Annotated in this window: 15 protein-coding genes; all 15 read right to left on the reverse strand. The window is 42.8% G+C overall.

All coding sequences use genetic code 11. The annotated features are described in order from the left end of the window. Nucleotide 1: 1 nt before the first annotated feature. The 15 genes from DESOR_RS27575 to DESOR_RS31130 all read right to left on the reverse strand — a co-directional run bounded on the left by DESOR_RS27575 (nucleotide 2) and on the right by DESOR_RS31130 (nucleotide 17,895). Entirely contained in the window at nucleotides 2–1,000 is a 999-nt protein-coding gene (locus tag DESOR_RS27575) for a glycosyltransferase family 2 protein (protein ID WP_052304339.1), read from the reverse strand. Nucleotides 1,001–1,045: 45 nt separating this feature from the next. Beyond that, on the reverse strand, nucleotides 1,046–1,816 hold the full coding sequence (locus DESOR_RS24620; protein ID WP_014187310.1) for an SDR family NAD(P)-dependent oxidoreductase: 771 nt from the start codon (nucleotides 1,814–1,816) through the stop codon (nucleotides 1,046–1,048). An 18-nt stretch (nucleotides 1,817–1,834) separates the two neighbouring features. Next, nucleotides 1,835–3,181, reverse strand: a complete 1,347-nt coding sequence (locus DESOR_RS27580) for a glycosyltransferase family 2 protein (protein ID WP_014187311.1) — start codon at nucleotides 3,179–3,181, stop codon at nucleotides 1,835–1,837. Nucleotides 3,182–3,200: 19 nt separating this feature from the next. Beyond that, the gene (locus DESOR_RS24630; RefSeq protein WP_014187312.1) at nucleotides 3,201–4,493 is read right to left on the reverse strand and encodes an ATP-grasp domain-containing protein; all 1,293 of its coding nucleotides are present in this window, start codon (nucleotides 4,491–4,493) and stop codon (nucleotides 3,201–3,203) included. Nucleotides 4,494–4,562: 69 nt separating this feature from the next. Then, complete coding sequence (locus DESOR_RS24635; RefSeq protein ID WP_014187313.1) at nucleotides 4,563–5,324, reverse strand: MBL fold metallo-hydrolase; 762 nt, start codon at nucleotides 5,322–5,324, stop codon at nucleotides 4,563–4,565. A 21-nt stretch (nucleotides 5,325–5,345) separates the two neighbouring features. Further along, nucleotides 5,346–6,248 carry a sugar transferase gene (locus DESOR_RS24640; protein WP_014187314.1) on the reverse strand — a complete coding sequence of 301 codons (903 nt, stop codon included), beginning with the start codon at nucleotides 6,246–6,248 and terminating at the stop codon, nucleotides 5,346–5,348. 122 nt (nucleotides 6,249–6,370) lie between these two features. After that, the gene (locus DESOR_RS24645; protein WP_014187315.1) at nucleotides 6,371–7,474 is read right to left on the reverse strand and encodes a DegT/DnrJ/EryC1/StrS family aminotransferase; all 1,104 of its coding nucleotides are present in this window, start codon (nucleotides 7,472–7,474) and stop codon (nucleotides 6,371–6,373) included. Nucleotides 7,475–7,821: 347 nt separating this feature from the next. Continuing rightward, nucleotides 7,822–8,880 (reverse strand): dTDP-glucose 4,6-dehydratase, encoded by a 1,059-nt coding sequence (gene rfbB, locus DESOR_RS24650; RefSeq protein WP_014187316.1) that lies wholly within the window; start codon nucleotides 8,878–8,880, stop codon nucleotides 7,822–7,824. Further along, nucleotides 8,880–9,761 carry a glucose-1-phosphate thymidylyltransferase RfbA gene (rfbA, locus tag DESOR_RS24655; RefSeq protein WP_014187317.1) on the reverse strand — a complete coding sequence of 294 codons (882 nt, stop codon included), beginning with the start codon at nucleotides 9,759–9,761 and terminating at the stop codon, nucleotides 8,880–8,882. The genes rfbB (DESOR_RS24650) and rfbA (DESOR_RS24655) overlap by 1 nt, the downstream gene beginning before the upstream one ends. A gap of 417 nt (nucleotides 9,762–10,178) precedes the next feature. After that, the gene (locus tag DESOR_RS24660; protein ID WP_014187318.1) at nucleotides 10,179–10,796 is read right to left on the reverse strand and encodes a response regulator; all 618 of its coding nucleotides are present in this window, start codon (nucleotides 10,794–10,796) and stop codon (nucleotides 10,179–10,181) included. After that, nucleotides 10,793–11,878: a sensor histidine kinase gene (locus DESOR_RS24665; RefSeq protein ID WP_014187319.1), complete on the reverse strand. Its 1,086-nt coding sequence runs from the start codon at nucleotides 11,876–11,878 to the stop codon at nucleotides 10,793–10,795. Before DESOR_RS24665 ends, DESOR_RS24660 begins: the two co-directional genes overlap by 4 nt. Before the next feature lie 626 nt (nucleotides 11,879–12,504). Beyond that, on the reverse strand, nucleotides 12,505–13,656 hold the full coding sequence (locus DESOR_RS24670; RefSeq protein ID WP_014187320.1) for an ABC transporter permease: 1,152 nt from the start codon (nucleotides 13,654–13,656) through the stop codon (nucleotides 12,505–12,507). Nucleotides 13,657–13,659: 3 nt separating this feature from the next. Next, nucleotides 13,660–14,736 (reverse strand): dTDP-glucose 4,6-dehydratase, encoded by a 1,077-nt coding sequence (rfbB, locus tag DESOR_RS24675; protein WP_014187321.1) that lies wholly within the window; start codon nucleotides 14,734–14,736, stop codon nucleotides 13,660–13,662. Between the two features lie 89 nt (nucleotides 14,737–14,825). Further along, nucleotides 14,826–15,692: a glucose-1-phosphate thymidylyltransferase RfbA gene (rfbA, locus tag DESOR_RS24680; RefSeq protein WP_014187322.1), complete on the reverse strand. Its 867-nt coding sequence runs from the start codon at nucleotides 15,690–15,692 to the stop codon at nucleotides 14,826–14,828. 55 nt (nucleotides 15,693–15,747) lie between these two features. Further along, entirely contained in the window at nucleotides 15,748–17,895 is a 2,148-nt protein-coding gene (locus DESOR_RS31130) for an aminotransferase class I/II-fold pyridoxal phosphate-dependent enzyme (RefSeq protein WP_014187323.1), read from the reverse strand. Between the last annotated feature and the right edge of the window lies 1 nt (nucleotide 17,896).

The following is a 17,896-nucleotide window of genomic DNA, read 5'->3' on the forward strand; positions in this document are numbered from 1 at the left end:
ACTAACCTCTCTTGATTTCAGTCACTTTTTTCTTCCCTTTCGCCATAACATGGCAAACCTTATAGATCCATGGCTCTGTACTCAGCAGGAATGCGAACATCTTTGTCTTTTTCTTTATTTTTGCATTCTTCAATATCGCACTAAGTGCTTTTCTGAACATTATCCGGTACATCAGGAAGACCTTACTATAATCCTTATATCCCATGTGCTGCCTGTGCAGCATTTGGACAACGGATTGGATATAAATCAATGGCTTCAGTATTTCCAGCTCAGGATATTTCTCATCGATAAAAGTGGCGAACTCCTCGCATATCTCAAAGGCGTGCATATGCTTCTCAGACAATGCGCTGTTCAGGATGCTCCCGCTTGTATGCTGCACATACTTGTAATTCTGGTTATAATCTCCGATTGCAACCTTATCAACCGCATCCACAATCAGATACATGCAAGCCATATCCTCGTAATACCCGGCAGGGAAAGGATACTGGAGCAGTACACTCTTCGGGTAAATGTTGTTATATGCACTCCAGCCCACATGGTCGCCTGCGTATACCTCAAAAATCGCATCGGCTCCGGAAACACATATACTTTCAAAGTGAAGCTTCTTGCCCATTACATTCCCGTCTTCATCCGCCTGGATGCTCGAGGCCATCGCCATATCTGCATCGTGCTTTAGCAAAAGATTCCACAGATCTTCAATATAAGTCGGCTCTACGTAGTCATCTGAGTCCACAAAGACAATCCAGTCGCCTTTGGAGTATCTCACACCATAATTCCTGGCATCTCCCAGCCCGCCATTAGGCTTGTGTAAAGCAGTAATATTGTCAAAATCCCTGCTGAATTGGTCACAGATCAAAGGGCACTGATCGGGCGAACCGTCATCCACAAGTACGATTTCGCAATTCTCATATGTCTGTACCAACAGGCTGGCAACACACTTATTAATATATTTTTCGACTTTATAAACCGGAACAATAATACTGATTAACGGTCTCTCCATTAAATCTTCCCCTAACACATAAGACAATTGATTGCCCTTTACTCCTTAAATATACTCCCCAGCCGTCACTCTGAATGTACTTCCGGTCATCATCTCTGAAGCATCGGACAGCATGTAGATGATCGCTTCTGTATAGTCATTGTGCTCGCACATGCGTCCCATCGGCAAAATTCCAGCAACTCTCCTTCTCAACTCCGCTTCACTTTCACCCTGGCTGATTCTCAATGCAACCTCACCCTCTGTCAGTGTCCAACCAAGGGTCAGATAATTGCAGCGGATATGCTCTGATGCATAGTTATGGGAAATATGTTCCATCAGAATACGCAGCACACCCTTAGAACAGGCATAAGCAGCTCTGTCCTTCTGACCTCCCCATGCGTGAGCAGAACCCGTCAGTACGATACTCCCGCCTCCATTCATCCTCATATACTTGATCGCCTGCTGGCAGCAGAAGAAGCAAGCGCGGAAGTTGATGTTCATGACTGCATCAAAGGTCTCCTGATCGCAGGTATCCAATGGGGACACCGGCGTGATGCCGGCATAGTTAAAGAACCCATCGATCTTCCCATAGGTCTCATAGGCCTTATCCATAAGGTTTTTACAGTCTTCTACATTGTTCAAATCTGTATAGACAAATATTCCGTCAGAACCAAAGGTTTTAATGTTCCTGATAGCTTCCTTTGCAGCCTTTTCATCACGGGCACCGATTACAACCTTGGCACTTTCCCGACCGCAAACCTCTGCCATTGCTCTTCCTACGCCTTTTGTTCCTCCGGAAATCACAATCACCTTGTCTTTTAATCTTTGCAACTCCATCTTCTGCTACCTCTCTATTCACATATCAGATAATATGTGGTTCTGGTTAATACAGGTAATTCTGTAATACAAATAATCCAGTATTAGTTCTTTTCGCAATTCCTCTGGGCATTTAACGGTCAGAACTTTCGCCTCTGAAACCCCGCAGTCCAGTATTTTTCTTATCCTTTTCTCTGCAGCAAAGCCATCGACAGTTGCTATGAGAATATAGTCATACTTTGCCTTTGTGATGCTTTCCACATGATCTACATCCATACAGCATCTGCGGTATTCCCAGTAATCATCATCGACCCACTTCACAACATTGCAGTGGCCGCCTTCTTTGATACGGTTCATCAATTGCTGACCGAATGTTCCGGCACCATAAAGAAGGATATCTTTGCCATAGTATTTCGGGTCAAAGGCAGAGAAGCCAGCCTCATGGTGTGGAATTCTGCCGCCGGAACGCATGATGCAGTTTCCGAGAACATAGTCATCCACCTGCGCCCGCAGGTCTGCTTCCTCATACTCTTCTCTGCCCTCATACTCTCCAGCAAAAGCACTCATGTATTCATACAGGTACTTCAGCTGGAGAGCTTCAGACTCAAAGCTGGCCACCTTTTTCAGCATGGAATCCTCTCTCTGCCTGTAATGGTAAGCCACATTGTCTGTAACACAAACCTTTTTGCATCGCATCAAGGCTGGATAGGTGACAGCCGCATCTTCACCAATGGTAATGCGGTCATCCACACTTAGCTGGCAGTCAAACAGAATTTCACGCTTGAACAGCTTGTTCCAGACATATGTGGTAATGCCCGGTCTGTAAAAGCTCCCGTAAGACAGCATATTTCTTTTCAAAAAGTCCAGCTTTTCTCCTTCATATATTCCAAGGGGAAGGCTGTTGCAGAAATGGACGCTCTGATTGAACAGATCCCTGCTCAGGCCGGCAGCGGCAATATCTGCCCCACAGACTGCAAGCTCAGTATATAATGCTTCGTAAAATTCGGGGCCTACCCAGTCATCACCATCCACATAACCCACATACTCTCCTGTGGAAGCCAGCAACCCGGCTTTTCTCGCAGACACAAGACCGCCATTCTTCTTATGGATAACCTTGATACGGCTGTCCTTTCTGGCGTAAAGGTCACAGATTTCAGGGCACCTGTCCGGTGAGCCATCATCCACGAGTATAATTTCCAAATTGCTGTAGGTCTGCCGGAGTAAACTCTCTATACACAAGCCTAGATAACTCTCTATTCCATAGATTGGAACGATTACACTGATGAGGGGCTCTTTTATGAGTTGCTCCTGATTGGTTGTCTCTTGGCTACTCTGCTCCAGTCCGTTCTGCTCCCGACCATTTATTTGGCTGTTAATATATTTCATTTGTGACACTCATTCTCATTCACAGCTCCAGAGCCTCCTCAACATCAAAACCGTGGAGTAACATATTTTCACCGTTCTGGTCAAGCACCTTGACGCTATCCATGTATTGTTTGAGTTCCTGTGCCAGCTTCTCCTTGTTGTCGGAAACCAGATACAGCCGTGCAAACACCTGCTTTTCGGTTCCGATCCACTCAGGAACGATCTCATCCCCGACATACCTGCTCTGGACACATGCCACTGCGTCGGGGTCATCCTTCCACCGGTCAAGCCCCTCAATGCTGCCAATTGTGCCCTTCTTCAGAAGGAACCACAGTGTGGCCGCACTCTTGCCGCGCAGATTTGCGTCGTCCACCGTACTCAGATCAAGCTCTCCCTGAGAGCCGGTCAACGCAAATCGAATCAGCAATTCCCTCTGGTCAAACCCGTGAATCGCCTTCATCAGCAGATGAGGAGCCTCACCCTGGAGGCGGAATCCTGTGTCATAGACATAGAATTCACCGTTTTCATAGAACGCTGAGAGCATCAGCACACCTTCACTGATGCCGATTTCCTTGAACATCTGTAAGGCGTTTCTATGCATACGCTCAAAATACTCCTTCAGATGCTTGGATGGATATGTACCGCCCAGGCACACCTTGCTGAGACCGGGCTGCTCGTTAGTCGTATAGCGATCATAAATACACGATGCACTGCACACGCCATCCTTGAAGGTGTAGTACATACCCATATCTTCACAGTCCATGTACTTTTCAACAATAAAGCGCTTCTTCTTCGAGAAAGAAAGGGCATACGGAACCGCTTTCATAAGTTCCTCTCTGTTGTTTGCCTTGACAATTCCCTGTCCACTTGCGCTGTCAACCGGCTTCACCATGACGGGGTACTCAATCTTTGCAATGTCCTCTTCGTTCATATCGGCAGAAAGGTAGAATTCAGGGATACCATGGATGCCATAACGCTCACAGGTGGTCTTGAAAATATCTTTAAAAGCAAATACGTCAACAATCTGCTGCTTGGCGTAGCAGGGCAACCCAAGTGCGTCACATACCTTGCAATAGGACGGGACAAGCATATCCGCAACACCGACCAGCACGCCTTCCACCTGTTGTTCCCTTGCCAATGCAACCAGGCCAGGTACGTCCATGCCGTCTACATCAGACGCCATCCAGGCCACTTTTTTTGCAGCTTCATTAGGAACGGAGCTTGCCACGATGGTCTTAACTCCCATTGCGTGTGCAACTTCCACCAGGGGCACCGTCTCCGGATTGCCGCCAAGAATCAGCAATTTCTTGCCTTCAAACTTTCTTGCTCTCATAGTATCCTCCTATGTCCTGCTAATTTAAGTAGCATCATTCAGCACTCAATTTGGTTCAATGATCAGCCCTTATATTCCAATCACAGCCGTCTCACCTGCAGCCATGATCAGATACTTATGATCAGGCAGTCTCTTTATCTCTTCCATGAACTTCCCGGGGTCGCCATGATGCTCGGCAAATGTCCAGAAATGGCAAGGTATCATCAGCTTCGGCTTGTGGACCTCACAAAGTGAAACAGCCTCAACCTCGTTCAGGTTACCAAATGCGCCGTTGATTGGTGCAATCATCACATCAAACGGACCATATTCTGCAATATCAACTGCCTTGTCCAATCTCAGAGCAGTATCACCGGCTATATAAATCTTGTATCCATCGATGTACAGCACAATGCCAATGGCCAACGGCGCACCCGTTCCATGGTCACAGAATACCGCGTGGACTTCCACATCATCACACTGCATAGTATCTCCTTCGCTCAGGAAGATTGTACGGTTCAGATCAAGCTTCAGATTATCGACATGCTCCCGGCAATCCTCTGCTGCAAGTAGCTTTGTCTTTCTGTTTGCCATGATAAACGGCATTGCATCCACATCGAAATGATCCAGATGCCAATGTGTTGCAATGATATAGTCAAGGTTCAGCTCATCCGGTCTGACAACCTTGGGAGACAGTCTTTTCAGACTGTCAAAACGCTCCACACAATCAGTGAGAAACAAGTCAACGCCAACCGTGATTCCTTTTTTGCTTTTGAAAATGAATCCTGCCTGTCCCACATGGAGCACACTTGTCTTTCCGGCATTATCTACAATTGAATTTAAGTATATGCTCATTAGTTGCCTCCGAAATTCCCTCTAAAAGCTACCTCCTACTGATTCACCGGAACACACTACGACTTCTATCTCTTCATTAGTTCTGCCTGGAAAATCTATTATTTCTCCTAAGTCTTCATCGTCCGCTGCCAAGCCAATCAAATACTTTTCCGGCATGTTTCTTGACGTGAAAATATTCCCATCCTGGTCATATCCGATGAACTCGCTGTCCTGTCCAGAAGCACTTCCGGCCCGTTCCTGCTTTGAAAAAACCTTTTTAACAAAGCGCCACAACATGAGAAAGTCGGTTTGCGGGCTGATATTTTCTACATACCATATATCATTGTCGAGACGGCCCTTCCATCCCATTCCTGCCAGCTCACATGAATGGAACGGACACTCCAGCCCCGGTTTCACAAGATGACGCTGGTTGTGTTCCCTGCTGAAACGGGTGTAGTATTTGGTCGGCAGCGGTCTGGGACCAATTAGCGTCATGTCACCTTTGAAGATACACCAGAAATTTAGGAGCTCATCCAGTGAGGTCTTCCTCACGAACACGCCAAACTTCGTGACCCTTTTGTTTGGTGTCAGCAGCACACCGTTTTCGTCAGTCTCATTGGTCATATTCCTGAATTTAACCAACTGAAACTTCTTTCCATCTTTCCCGACCCGTTCCTGATTGAAAAAAACCGGGCTGCCAACATCAAGATATGTACCAATCAAAAGCACAAGGTTTATCGGGAATGTTACAATCAGGGCAAGACCGGAAACCAATATGTCAACTGCCCTGCGGACGTATTTCCTGTATATTGGCCACCTGAGTTCAATAGGGTTGTCCAGCCTTTCCATATATTCTAAGCTATCCTTGGCCACCTTCTCTGCGACCAGTTTCTGCTGCCTGTCGCTAAGAGAAGCGAAATCAGGGCATCTTACTATTAGATTCATTTCTTCCACATCCACTACTGTTGTTCTCGTTTGTTCTCACTTATTTCAATCGCTAATCAAATCGGCTGTTCTATCGACAACCCGCATATCCAGTGCCAAGCCTATCACCACAAATAAGCTCCTTATTTCCCCAAGACAATGTCACAAATCCTATCTACATCTTCCAGCGTCAGTTCCTCATACATGGGGAGTGTGAGAATATTCATCGATATGTCATGGGCGATTGGAGTCTCTGCTCCCTGAATATCCGCATAGCAACTCAGCTCGTTGATTGCCGGATAGAAATACTTACGCGCAAAGATGTCATTCAGTTTCAATTCTTCATAGACATCGTCCCGGGTATTACCAAAAATCTCACGATCAAAATACACAGGATAATAGGAATAGTTTGCAGATACGCCCTCCTGCTGTTTTCGAATCCTAATGCCAGGTACATTCCCCAATCTTTCATTGTACCGCTCATGCACTGCCTTTCTCCGGGCAATGCACTCATCCATCCGCCGAAGGTTACAAATACCCATGGCTGCACGGAACTCATCCATCTTGGCATTCCCTCCGATACCCAGAACATCATCCTCGCCGTGGATTCCGAAGTTCTTCAATTCATGGAGTTTTTCACGGTACTTCCCATCATGAAATGCCACTGCGCCCCCTTCGATAGTGTTGAACACTTTAGTGGCATGGAGACTGAACATGGAGGCGTCTCCGAAATTGCCGACGCCAACACCTTTGTATGTAACACCAAAAGCGTGGGCAGCATCATAAATCACAATCAGGTTGTGTCTCTTGGCTATGGCTCCTATTTCCTCCACATCACATAAACTCCCATAGACATGTACCGGTACAATTGCCACAGTTTTTTCTGTAATCAATGCCTCGATCGTCTCCGGGTTAATCGTATAATCATCAGGCTTTATATCGCAAAATACTGGGGTCAGACCATTTCTAGTGATAGAATGAGTGGTAGAAACAAAAGTGAATGGCGTCGTGATAACTTCGCCACCTTTTTCTTTCAGTCCAAGTGCATCAATTGCCATTTCAAGCGCCATATGTCCATTTACAAACAGTAACAGTTCAGAAACACACAGGTAGTCAATCAGCTTCTGCTGTAGCTTTTTGTATATCGGCCCCATGTTGGTCATATGATGGCTCTCGAAAATCGGTTTAATTTCTTCTAAGTATTCTTCCAGTGTGGGCATGGAAGAACGTGTGACAAGAATGGACATCTTTTAAACTCCCCTTTACCTGTTAAGGCCTGTTTTCATTTGTATTCTTCTGATCTCTATATCCATAAAGCTTATTTAATATGTTCATTGCGTTTTCACCCATAGGAACTTCTCCTATCATTAGCCTTGCCGGTTTTGTACCTATCGTCGATTACAATTTCATTGGTTTGAAAAACTCTCCCCATTCTTTATAACCGCTTCTTTCTCTAAGAAACTGCACCAGAAGTTTACTTTGCTTCCCTTTGCCACTTCCGTCCAACTCTTCAGGCACAATCAGATTTCCTATCTTGCTTGCATCACTAGCTGTCCGTCCAATCCCTCCACTACGATCAACTTCCCCATAATTCCTACCCTACTAAACGTTTCTTTAGGCGTCTTCTATACGACTTCTCAAAATAACTCGTATATTCTCCAGATAGGATATCCTCCCACCATTTCCGATGTTCCAGATACCAGTTTATTGTCCGCCGGATACCTTCCTCAAACTTCATTTCCGGCAGCCAGCCCAATTCATCGTAAATTTTTGTGGGATTGATGGCGTAACGCCTATCATGACCCGGACGGTCTTCAACATAAGTAATCAGGGATTCCGGCTTCCCTAACTCATGCAAAATGGTTTTTACTACCTCCAGATTGCTACGCTCATTATGCCCACCAATATTATAGACTTCTCCTTCACGGCCTTTGCGCATTATTAAATCGACCGCCCGGCAATGGTCTTTCACATATAACCAGTCACGTATATTAGCTCCATTCCCATACACCGGCATTGGTTGATTGCCCAAAGCCCTACTTATCATCAAGGGAATAAGTTTTTCAGGAAAATGATATGGTCCGTAGTTATTACTGCATCTAGAGATGCTCACTGGCAGCCCATATGTCCGGTGATAGGCTGATACTAATAGATCCGCCGAAGCTTTGGAGGCCGAATAGGGACTTGATGCGTGCAACGGCGTCTCTTCTGTGAAAAACATATCGGGCTGATCCAATGGCAGGTCCCCATATACTTCATCTGTAGAAACCTGATGATAACGTTTAATACCATATTGGCAGCAGGCATCCATCAACACCCCTGTTCCAATTACATTGGCTCGTAGGAAAAGTCCCGGATCTTCAATACTGCGATCAACATGGCTTTCAGCAGCAAAGTTGACCACGATGTCCGGTTCTTCTTCCTCAAATACTCTATAAACCGCGTCCCTGTCAGCAATATCAACTTTTGAGAAGTGAAAATTTGGATTTTCTAGCGCTTCTTCCAATGTCAATAAGTTTCCGGCATAAGTTAGCTTATCTAAACAAATGATTCGGTCATCAGGGTGTTCCGCAAGTTCCAGATAAATAAAATTACTTCCGATAAATCCCGCACCGCCTGTTACAATGATCGTTAGTCCATTTTTTACGTCCATTATTCTTTCTCTCCCACTGCTATAGAGTTCAGATACTGCCCATAAGAAGAGTTTCCAAAACGTCCAGCCGCCTGGAGTAGTTGCTTTTTGTTAATCCAACCCATCCGATAAGCTATCTCCTCCGGAGCTGAAATCTCCACATTCTGTCGTTTCTGCATCATATGTACAAAAGACGATGCTTCTATAAGGCTGTCCATCGTTCCCATATCAATCCATGAGAACCCTCTGCCCAGGAGGTAAACATTCAGCGAATCAGCTTTCAAATACAGATTGTTCAAATCAGTTATTTCCAGTTCACCCCTGCCGGAAGGTTTCAATTGCTTTGCCAAATCCACGACCCTGTTGTCGTAGAAATACAAACCTGTCACACAGTAATTACTTTTCGGTTCCTTCGGCTTTTCCTCGATGGAAATCACTTTATGGTTTTCATCAAATTCTATAATCCCGAATCTTTCTGGGTCATTCACATAGTATCCAAAAATAGAGGCGACCCCATTTTCAGCACCTATGACAGCTTTCCCTAAAAGGTCACTGAACCGGGTACCATAAAAAATGTTATCGCCCAGAATAAGAGCGCAACTATCTCCCTCTAGAAAATCCTCCCCCAACATAAATGCCTGGGCAATACCGTCCGGAGAAGGCTGCTCTTTGTACGATATATGTATCCCGTACTGCTTACCATCGCCCAACAGTTTCTTAAAATTAGGCAGATCTGTTTTTGTAGAGATAAGCAGAATGTCCTTAATTCCTGCAAGCATCAGAGTGGACAAGGGGTAAAAAATCATTGGTTTGTCATAGATAGGCAGTAATTGCTTACTTATAATCATCGTCAAAGGATATAATCTTGTTCCTGAACCCCCTGCTAAAATAATTCCTTTCATTTTAACCACTCCTAAAATAAGCAAATTAAAATTTATCAGAGAGTTGATCTCCTACCATCAGAATTCAACATTGAAACCTATATTTTTTCAAATTCATAATCCATTATGGTTTTTCTGAAAATTAGATTAATGGCATTTTGCATAAAGTGCTTTGCCTTGAATATATTATTGAATATTTTATGCCCTATTTCTTTGCCCAAATGAATACCTTTAAGCTATTCGAACGCATGAACTTGGCATATCCTAGAGAAGTACTCTTAAAAGCAAAATGCGGTATTATAAATTACACTTAAGAACCAGATACTGGCTCTTACTATCCCTTAATCATTTAAAATTTAAATAAAAAAACGCAAAGCCAATATACTAGGGGCGAATTCTCGCCCCTAGTATATTGGCTTTGCGTTTTAAGCTTTAACATTAATGAACAATTCCATGTTTATTAGCATAAAGAGCTGCTTGCGTGCGACAGCTCAGTCCCAGCTTACCAAAAATTTGGCTGATATGCTTTTTCACTGTATATTCCGTAATAAAAAGTCCTTTACCTATTTCTTTGTTATTTAAACCCTTGCCTAACATGGCCAGAACATCCAGTTCCCTCGTTGTTAATTGTTCCATATTATTTAACTTTTCTTGTTTCATCAAAATTTCCATAATAGATGGATCATAATACTTCCTGCCTTTACTGACAAGCCGAACAGCATTTACTATTTCTTCAGGCATAGCATCCTTTATAATATATCCATCAACCCCAAACTCAGATGCCCGTTTAAAGTCACCAGGATCCAACGACGAAGTCAAAATTATTACCTTACAATTAGGATTTAAATTTTTAACATCTGAGATTAGATCAAAACCACACTCATCCTTTAGCTTTAAATCAAGAAAAATGATCTCAGGGTTTAATCTAGAGATAATGTCACGTGCTTCGTCAATGCAAGAAGCTTGCCCAATAAATTCAAACTCCTCTTCTAAGTTTAGAATCGCCATTAACCCCTGCCTTGATAAGGGATAATCATCAATAGACACTAAAGTCAAGATGCTTCCTCCTCATAAGTATTTTCACTGGTTATCTTTGCACGATTGTTCGGAATAGTGATACTTATTTGAGTGCCTTGCCCCAAATAGCTTTTGATCGATAAACTAGCATTGATGGAATGTACTAACCTAGAAATATTGCATAACCCTAAGCCTCGGTGTTCCTTGGAGCTGTTATTCGGCTCAAAACCAACACCATCATCCGTGATTATAAAACGTATCTCCGATCCTTCGTTAATGATCTCAATACTCAGATTTTCACAATGCCCATGTTTAATAGCATTGCTTGCTGCTTCACAAACAATTCGATACACTGTTTTTGCCTGAAGGCTTTCTATGTTTTCAATTTCTTCACTCATCTGCAACGTAACAGAAATCCCATGAAGCTTCGCAGACTCATCTAGGTAACGCTTTATTTTCTGAAACCATTGTTTATTAGAGGTAAACTCAAGGGAGTAGATTATTGAACGCAGGTTTCTGAGAGCTTGATTAACAGTACTTGAAATAAGACTTAGTTGTTCCCTTTCTTTTTCATTAACATTAGCTAACCGTGATAAGACAGATGCAGCACAAACAGCACTAAACAGCTGTCCGGAAATAAGATCATGAATTTCTTCACCTATTCGTTTTCGTTCCATTTCAACTATCGACTTAACTGTGATATTTTCCGTGTGTAACTTGTCAAAAATGATTGTACTTAATTCCGAAAGAACTTTGACGTTTTGCAGAAGTCTTTCCTTAGACTTGACACTAGCAGTCTGGTCCCAAAAAACTCCTATTAATCCATAAAAACGTAAAGCCGTTTTAACTGGGACTATATAATACCATGAGTCTACGAGTTTAACCATCGTAGCTTCTTCCTCGTTGCGAAGATTATTCATGATTTGTCCTAGCTCATCAGCAATTGTATCTTGAAGTAGTTTATTTTCCGGAGTCAACAGGGTATAGCTTTCAACTCCTTCTTGGGGAGCTACCCATAAGATAGTCGAACTAACTTCCGTTAGGTTAAGGATATATTCACATAACTTACGCCCAATATCGACAGGATCATTTAAACTCTTTTGAAAGTCTATATTCTCCACCCCTTTCTAAAAAGTCACTCGCGTCTTTGCCATTCAACCTAGAAATTCTTGTTCATCTATTAAAAGGCACACTCTAATATAAGTGTGCCGGGTTCACGTTTGACTCCTTGCAATTCATTGTCTCACACATGGTACTAGGATTTGAGTTTTCTTTGATAAAGTAAGGTATTTATACTTTAATAGCTAAGCTCATTATACTATAGTATAGTGAACAATCAACCATTTTTTTCCACAAGCATTATTGACCATTCGATTATGTCTATAACTTTTCCACATATTCCCAAACCTTTAACCCATTGTACTTTTTTATTCCTCATTAATGGACGATTTTTTGTCTTACAACTTTTTATAGGTTTTCCAAAATAACGATCAACGGTCTATGATATCAATTGAAATAGTGTACAAATCTTTACCCAATCTAAATACTGTTATTTAAACAGATACCCCACTATGCACACTTAAAAAGCATAGTGGGGTATCTCCTTTTTTACTGTTATTGCCTCTTATTCTCGGGGCTGCCTGCCGGCAGGTAAGGAATACTTCCCCTAGGCTCGTTGTTTACGGAATGGGCATAAGCATCGCCGTCTATTTATTGATTATGGCCATGCATGTGCATTGGAATGCCACTAGGCATTTTTAATTACCTCAATCGGGTTTAATTTGATACACCTAAGGGCAGGAAAAATGGCTGTTGACATTGAAGCCACAAAGAAAATAAGGATCGATAAGGCGATAAACCTGTAATCCACTGTAACACTGACAACAGGTGATCCCTGGGCAGTCACAATGTAGCGATTGAATCCTCTCAGAAAGACGGTCAGGAAACCAAGGCTAAGGACGATTCCGCCGAGACTAAGCAATAACGCTTGAAAGACAAAGACTAGGCTTGCCGAAAAGTCCGTAATACCCATGGCCTTTAAGATCCCAACTTGTTTTGATTTTTGAAAAATGTTAATGGTTAATATATTGAGGATACTTATAATGGTAGCCAGTATAATGAAAAATTGGATGACAAGAGTTACTATTTTTTGGCCAATGATCGCACTGACGATTAACTGATTCTCGTCTTTCCAATTAGAAACATCTAACTCGTCCCCTGCCAGGGCACTTTTAATCCGGTCACTGACAACATCTGCTTGAAACGGATCGTGAATCCCTAATTCAATCTCAGTCACTTTATCACCAAAACCGATGAAGTTTTGCGCGGTCGTCAAATTTGTAATCACCCAGGCTTTATTAATATTAGAAACTCCGAAATCATACAAGCCAACAATTTTTATCGTCACCGTTTGTCTGCCCAGGGTTAAGATACTGACCTCATCCCCGACATTGACACCTAAGCGCTCAGCTAATTCTTTGCCGAGTAAAATCTCATTGTCATTAACCGGTGAACTTCCTTGGTAAATTGACGCTGTAATGTTATAAAGACCTGCGGTATCTGTGATATTAAACCCCCGCATAAGTATAGGAATGGTCATTTTCCCAAGTTTTATCCACGCTTGGCTATTGGCATCCGGGGATACAGCGTTTACTTCCGGAAAATTCCTTCTGATCCTGTCCACTTCCTTCTGCCAGTCACTAAATCCTCCACTTTTGGAGTATATAGTAATATGAGGGCTATAAGCTAATATTTTATTCACTAAGGTTTTTTCAAGGCCTTGACTGACAAGACCGATAAAAGTCTGCACGGAGACTCCTATGGCTATGCCAAAAATAACTAAGATTGTCTGTAATTTTTTATCAAGCAGAAAGCGCCAGGCGATTTTTAAAGGTAACATTCCTTAATAGCCCGCAACCTTATCACTGATGTCAGGATACATCCTTTTATAATAATTGGCATAATCACCAGAGTTGATGTTTTCCATCCACTCCCTATTCTCCAAATACCAATCAATAGTCTCTTTTATCCCTTGCTCAAAGGTATAAGCCGGTTCCCACCCCAGCTCAGTTGTAATTTTTGTATTATCCATAGCATATCTTCGATCGTGTCCGGGACGATCTTTAACGTGTTTAATTAAGTCTTCCGACTTGCCAAGAGTATTAATAATCAATTTGACAATTTCTATATTGGTTTTTTCATTATTTCCGCCAATATTATAGACCTCTCCGTCCTTTCCTTTGTGAAGAACGGCATCAATAGCAGTGCAGTGATCTGATACATGCAGCCAGTCTCTTACTTGCCTGCCATCGCCATAAACAGGAAGCTCTTTTTCTTTAAGACAGTTATTGATCATAAGCGGAATCAGTTTTTCCGGGAACTGATATGGCCCATAATTATTACTGCACCTTGTTATATTGACGGGTGTACCAAAAGTTTCATGATAAGCTCTTACAAGCAGATCGGCACTGGCTTTGGAGGCAGAATAGGGACTATTTGGCATCAGCGGCATCGTCTCCACAAACCTACCTGTCTCACCTAAAGCTCCGTAGACTTCATCGGTTGATACTTGAACGAACTTTACTCCAGGTTTGTATCTCTTGCAATGCTTATCATTAGGCCTTATCTTCCAATGCTTCTTTGCCACATCCAGCAAAACTTGTGTCCCAATAACATTAGTGGTTAAGAACACTTCCGGTTCTTCGATACTTCTGTCAACATGTGACTCTGCGGCAAAGTTTACAACGGTATCGATATTGTAGGTTAAAAATATCTCTTCCATCCTTTGTCTGTCCCTAATATCTGCTTTAATAAATGAATAGTTATAGTGATCGGATATAGCTTGTAAGTTCTCCAGATTCCCTGCATAGGTCAAGGCATCAACATTAATAATTTTATAGTTAGGGTACTTATACAGCATTATTTTTATAAAATTGCTGCCAATGAAGCCGGCGCCTCCTGTAACTAAAATAAATTTCATTATAAAACTTCTCCTTTAACTCTTGCTTCAATTCTGATTTTAACTTTAACCTTGGCTCTAACTTTAATCTGAAATATAATTAAGAACTTTTACTCACTTAGCAACGATAAAATGTACTTGCCGTAGTCTGTCATTTTCAAGCTTTCGCCAATAACTTTTAAGTCCTGCTCATCAATGAATCCTCTCCGCCAGGCAATCTCCTCTAAACAGGCTATATAGAATCCTTGCCTGGACTGGACGGCCTCAACATACTCGGCAGCTTTTTGCAAGCCGTCAGGGGTACCTGTATCCAGCCAAGCCATACCCCGGCCCAGCAAAATAACATCAAGCTCCCCTTGTTCAAGATAAGCATTATTGACGGCAGTAATTTCAATTTCGCCCCGTTCAGAAGGCTTAACATTTTTAGCTATCTCAGCAACCTGATTATCGTAAAAATATAACCCCGGAACAGCATAATTTGATTTTGGTTTGCTGGGTTTCTCTTCAATCGAAATCACTTTTCTATTGTTATCGAATTCAACAACCCCAAAGGATCGCGGATCTTTCACAGGATAGCCAAAGATGTAAGCACCCTGTTTTAATTCACTGGCCTTATTAAGCAAGCGCACAAAGTCTTGTCCATAGAAAATATTGTCGCCCAAAATTAAGCAAACTCTGTCACCGGCAATAAACTCTTTGCCAAGTATAAAGGCATCGGCAAGCCCTCTGGGAGATTCTTGTACTTTATAGCAAAGTTTAAGTCCCAACCTGGAACCATCTTCAAACAGCTTTTCATAGAAAGGTGTATCCTCTGGCGTTGATATAATGAGTATCTCTCGAATACCTGCCATCATTAAGACAGAAAGAGGATAATAGATCATGGGTTTATCGTAAATAGGCAATAATTGTTTAGACACAGCCCTTGTCATAGGATACAACCGGGTTCCTTTGCCTCCCGCAAGAATTATACCTTTCATCCTTTTCCCTCCAATTCTATGATTAAGTCAACAGTTAAGCCAACTTGCTCAGCCGTTATTGCAAAATAATCCTACAAATCCTATCCACGTCTTCAACCGTCAAGTCAGCATACAGCGGCAGGGTTAGTACATTCTCAGCTATCCTCGTGGCCACAGGTGTTTTCTGCAGTTCAAACATCCCCTTATAGGCCTCAAAATCATTAGTAAGGGGATAAAAATATTTTCTTGCCAATATATCGTTTTTCTCAAGCAGAGCAGCAACCTCATCCCTGTTCATGCCAAATTCTTTCTTATTAAACATCACAGGAAAATAACTATAATTAGGGGTAATATCCTTCTGGGGATCGCATAACCTCAATCCTTTGACTCCTGACAGCAATTCACGGTATCTCTGCATTGCTCGCCCCCGCTTGGCAATCTCCTCGTTGATATGCCGCAGGTTACACAGACCCATTGCCGCATGGATTTCAGTCATCTTGGCATTGGTTCCCACGATTGGCACTGATTCTGGCCCAACCATGCCAAACTGACGGAGCCTTGCAAGTACCGGCGAGTACTTGGAATTACTGAATGTCAAACCACCACCTTCAACAGTATGGAAGACCTTCGTAGCATGGAAACTAAACATTGACATGTCCCCGAAATTTCCGACAGCCCTATCCTTTACCTTCACACCAAAGGCATGGGCTGCATCATAGATAACCTTTAGATTGTATTTTTTGGCTAGGGCAGCGATGGTATCTACATCACAAACATTGCCATACACATGAACCGGCATGATTGCTGATGTTTTTTCAGTGATAAGCGCCTCAATTTTACTCACATCAATGGTATAGTCATCTTCATTGATGTCGCAGAACACCGGAGTTAAGCCCTGACGAACGATAGCCTGGGTGGTGGATGCGAAGGTAAATGGAGTGGTTATTATTTCGCCGGACAAACCCAGGGCGTTAATGGCAAGTTCAAGGGCAAGATGCCCATTAGCAAATAAGGAAATATTATCAGCTTCCAGGTATTCACATAGTTTCTCCTCTAAAGCTTGGTGCTTTGGCCCGGAATGAGTGAGCCAGCGACTGTTCCACATATCTTTGATCTCGCTGATATACTCCTCATAAGGCGGCATGGATGGTCTAACAACCGGTATGGATTTTAGATTCATAGTTCCTCCTGCTTTGTTGGTTACTTTTAAAATGTCATCAATCTGTCTGCTTTGGGATTCTATTTCAGCGTAGGATTCCTGACGCAGAGTGTTATCTGCAATACAATGATAGAAATGCTCAATCGATCCCAGGAACTGATCGCTCCCGGCAATCTCATAGACTCTCTCTTCCTGCTTCTTCAGCAGTACTGCAGCTGTTAAGTCTGCAGGGGCCGTAAAAATTCTTGGCGCATAAATACGGCCTTTGCTTCCCCATATTTCCAGCTCACATTTATAGGAATTATCCATCCCAAAGGAAACCTGCGCCGTAATCCCATCCGCATTTTCTAAAGTGGCACTTCCAAATACATCGACATTGTGTTCTTTGGCAGAATGCAGTGCAGCCGTCATGATTTGTGCTGTTTTACCTAGAAACAAGGTTGACAATTTAATGGGGTAACCCCCGCAATCCAACAATGATCCTCCGCCTAGTTCTCTGTCATATCTAAAATCAGCAGCTCCCCGGTAAGGAAAGCCAAAAGCAGCTCTTATCTGCCTGATTTCTCCAATCTCTCTATCCTTAATCAGCTGACGAATTTTATTAATCTGCTCATGATAACAAAAGGCATAGTTTTCATGGACTGCCAATCCCTTTTGCTCTGCTATTTTAAGCAGCTTCTTGGTATCGGCCAAGTTCGTTGTGAAAGGTTTTTCCAGCAACACATGCTTCCCATATTCCAGAGCTTTTTTGGCCCATAGATAGTGTAAAGCCGGAGGCAATGGAATATATATCGCTTCAATGCTTGAGGACAGCAGCTCTTCATAGCCGTCAAAAATCGCCCCTTGATATTTGCTCAAAAAATCCTCAGCCTTTGCCATGGATCTTTTGAGCATGGTTTTTCGTTCATGGTCATTATCCGAGCCATTATCGGACTGATTTCGCTCATGAGGTTTGGCAACAGCCACTCCTGCATATTCAAAGTGTTCGCTCTTTTTAAGTGCCGGTAAAAAACGATTGAAAGCAATAGCCGAGGGGCCTAAAATACCCATACGTAATTTATGCATT

Source organism: Desulfosporosinus orientis DSM 765, from assembly GCF_000235605.1.
GTDB lineage: Bacteria > Bacillota > Desulfitobacteriia > Desulfitobacteriales > Desulfitobacteriaceae > Desulfosporosinus > Desulfosporosinus orientis.